This is a genomic window from Psittacicella melopsittaci (assembly GCF_003585925.1).
Classification (GTDB): Bacteria; Pseudomonadota; Gammaproteobacteria; order Enterobacterales; family Psittacicellaceae; genus Psittacicella; species Psittacicella melopsittaci.
On record NZ_NRJH01000073.1, the window covers coordinates 1 to 3,791 of the forward strand.

The following is a 3,791-nucleotide window of genomic DNA, read 5'->3' on the forward strand; positions in this document are numbered from 1 at the left end:
ATGGTACAAGTGAAGAAAAACGTTTTATCAAGCATTTCAAAGATAAAATTAAACCTAAGCTAGATAAACAAGAAGACCTCACTTACTATCTAATAAGAAATGAACGCGTGAGTGAATTAGCTATTTACTCTTTTAATAATGGGGAAAGATTTGAGCCTGATTACTTACTCTTTCTCTTTGTAAAAATAAAAAAGCAGAATAAGGATAATCCTCATTTAAAAGAAAAAGAGCAGAATAATACTGATCCTCATTTAAAAGAAAAAGAGCAAGATAATCATGACCCTTATTTAAAAGAAAAAGAGCAAGATAATCATGACCCTTATTTAACTTACCAAGGCTATATTGAACCTAAAGGTGCTCACCTAATTGAGCAAGATAAGTGGAAAGAAGATTTTCTTTTAGATTTATCCAAAGAAGCAAGCTCCCAAGGTCTTATATACGGTAACTATAAAATCTTTGGTCTTCCTTTCTATAATCAAAAGGAAGAAATTTCCTCTAACTTTGATAAAGAATTGAGCGAATTCATTGAGAAACTGAAAGGAGCCTAAGTAAATAAATTATTTAAAAATAGCCCTTTCCTCTAGTTTTTTATCACAATACATATGACAATTCTATGCCTCGGACTTAATAAGTTCGAGGCATTTCAAGTAAAACAAAGTAAAAAATTATACTAAATTAAAGAGTTATCGGTAAAATATAAACTATAAAATTTTTATACTCACACCTTACAAACTATTGCAAAGAATTTATCAGGACTATACTATGCAACAAAACCTCTTCGAAACAGTGAAGAATCTCTTCTCTGAAAGGGCATATATATATATAGGGGCAGATAAAAAGCTGCTAAAAGCACGTATTTATCGTGATGCTGTAACGCTAAATGAAGACTTAATCGAGCTTCTTTTAAGCAATAACACAGTAAAAAACGCATTTTTCAAGAATATTAAGGGTACTTTAGTATTTGATAGTCATAAATTTACCAGATTTATTGATTCTAAAGAATTTTTACCCGATTCCTACACTACCTACACCAATAAAATTGGTCTAACCCACGATGGAAATTTCCTCTCCAAAACTAATGATGTAGTTTTAGACTTTCCTTACAAAGACTGTGTCCTCGAAGGAGGGCAGGACAAGGATGAGCAAAAACGACAAGAGAAGTTTTATCACGAGCTCATTGCAAGTGATGAAATTAATAGTATGCTTGCCCCTAAAGTCTTTACAGCTGCTAAAAGATATACTGCTCAAGGTATTGAAGAAAATATTACCTTACGCGATGATGACAACCTCATTATCAAAGGGAATAATCTCATTGCCTTAGCAAGTCTGTTAAAACGCTATGAAGGAAAGGTTAAGTGTATCTACATCGACCCACCTTATAACACAGGTAACGATTCTTTTAACTATAACGACTCATTTAACCACTCGACTTGGTTAACCTTTATTAAAAATCGCCTAGAGTTCGCTAAAAAACTCCTTCAAGATGATGGTGTTATTTTTATTCAATGTGATGATAATGAATTTGCATACTTAAAAATTCTATGTGATGAAATTTTTGGCAGAAATAACTTTATAGCCACATTAATTCACCAACGAGCAAGTGGTGGTGGAATAGCAAAACATGTAGTAAAAGGTCATGATTACGTATCTATTTATGCTAAAAATGCAGACTCTGATATTAAGTTTAGTGCGAAAAAAATTAATCCAACAAATATTAGAGAAATAAATGGTGAATTATATGTAAGAAATGATGATGTAGTAAGAAAAAAATTCGGAAAAAAAGACGCTTCCTTAGGGGATAGAAGATGTTTTTATGAAGAACTTCACATCTATAAAAATGAAAAATTCATTCAAGAAGTTGAAGAAAAGCTAAAAACCGGAGAATACGTTTTAGAAGACCACCCTTCAGGCATGAGAGTTATCTGTCAATATGTAAAAGTAGAAGACTTAAGAACTAAGTTATATTCCATAATTAAAGCCTTCTCTTCATCAGCAACAGATCATGTTAAAAGTTTAAATTTAGATTTCTCCTTTCCTAAACCAGAAGCATTACTACATTACATTATCGATAGTTGCACCCAAGAAAATGATCTAATTCTAGACTTTTTCCTAGGTTCTGGCACCACAGCCTCTGTAGCTCATAAAATTGGACGTAGATACATAGGTATTGAGCAAATGGACTACATCACTGATGTTACTGTTCCTCGCCTACAAAAAGTTATTGAAGGTGAACAAGGAGGAATTTCTAAAGATGTTAACTGGCAAGGTGGCGGTTCATTTGTTTACTGTGAACTTCTCGAAGATGCCAATGCTTTAATTAAGCAAATCGAACAAGCTGATGAATCTAATATCAATGAGATTAAACAACTAATCTACACCGATTCAAGAATTATTCCTTACTTAACGCAAGAAGAATTAAATTCTGCTGATTCTGAGTTTGCTGAACTCACTTTAGCAGACAAGAAGCAAGCTCTAATTAGATTAATTAACAAAAATAAATTGTACGTTAACTACGCTGATATGGCAGATTCTGACTTTGCTGTAAGTGACAGTGACAAACAATTTAGTAAATCATTCTATGAGGAGCAGTAGGATGACAAAGAGATTTTTATATGAAGAGCTTGAATCCATACTTAAGTATGACAACACAATCGAACTCCCTGAAATAATCCAAACAGGTTTAGCACCAAGAATTGCTCTGCGTGAATACCAAGAACAAGCTTTTAAAAGCTTTGTAACCTACTATGAAAACGAGCAACTAAGAAAGGAAAAGCAGGTTCATACTTTATTCCACATGGCAACAGGTAGTGGAAAAACGGTGATTATGGCTGGACTTATTCTTTATCTCTATACCAAGGGATATCGTAAGTTTCTCTTTTTTGTTAATCAAACTAACGTTCTTGAAAAAACAATTGAGAACTTTATTAACACTACTTCGAGCAAGTATCTTTTTAATGAAGTAATTGAATCTCTAGGCAAGAGAATCAAAATAAAAAAAGTTACTAACTTTAGTGGGAATAATCTCGATGATGACATTGAGATTATCTTTACTACTACCCAAAAACTTCACCTGGATTTAGCTCTTGCCAAAGAAAACTCAATTACTTACGAAGATTTCAAGGATCATCAAGTTGTATTTATTTCAGATGAAAGTCACCATATAAACTCAAGCACTAAAAAGCCAACAAAAGATGAACTCCAAGCTACAAAAAGCTGGGAAACTTCTGTAATGACGGCTTTAAGACAAAATAAAGACAGTATGATGCTTGAGTTTACGGCTACTTGTGACTTAAAAGACTCTAATGTGCTTGAAAAGTATCGTGACAAGATCGTCTTCAACTATCCGTTAATTGCTTTTAGAACAAGTGGTTACACTAAAGACTTTAAGAACCTTGCTAGTGACACAGATTTGTGGACACGAGCTTTAATTGCTTTAATCATTAGTGAATATCGTAAGTTTCTCTTTGCTGATCTTAAGATCAATATCAAACCGGTGTTAATGCTTAAGTCACAAAAAATTGCTGAGTCAGAAGCCTTCTATGAAGAATTTTTCACGCAAATGAAAAAGTTAACTGCCACGCAAATAAAAGACCTTGAAACTTCAGATATTGAGGTGTTAAACCAAGCCTTGCAGTATTTCCAACAGCAAGATCCGAGTTATGAGCTTTTAGGGCAATCTCTGCGTGATTCATTTACCCAAGAAACTTCTATTATTATGAAGGGAACTTCGGATAATAATCGAGAAAAGCAACTTTTAGTTAAATCCCTCGAAGACCAAAATAACCCTATTC

At 33.2% G+C, this 3,791-nt stretch carries 2 protein-coding genes and 1 pseudogene; all 3 read left to right on the forward strand.

Going from position 1 to position 3,791, the window contains the following annotated elements:
• Positions 1 to 548 (forward strand): annotated as a pseudogene (locus tag CJP74_RS07605) (hypothetical protein); the annotation flags it as partial.
• Positions 549 to 762: 214 nt separating this feature from the next.
• Positions 763 to 2,592, forward strand: coding sequence for a DNA methyltransferase (locus CJP74_RS07610; protein WP_119497887.1), 1,830 nt, complete (start codon positions 763 to 765; stop codon positions 2,590 to 2,592).
• A gap of 1 nt (position 2,593) precedes the next feature.
• Positions 2,594 to 3,791 (forward strand): DEAD/DEAH box helicase family protein (locus tag CJP74_RS07615; protein WP_119497888.1); only part of this gene is annotated, 1,198 nt, incomplete at its 3' end.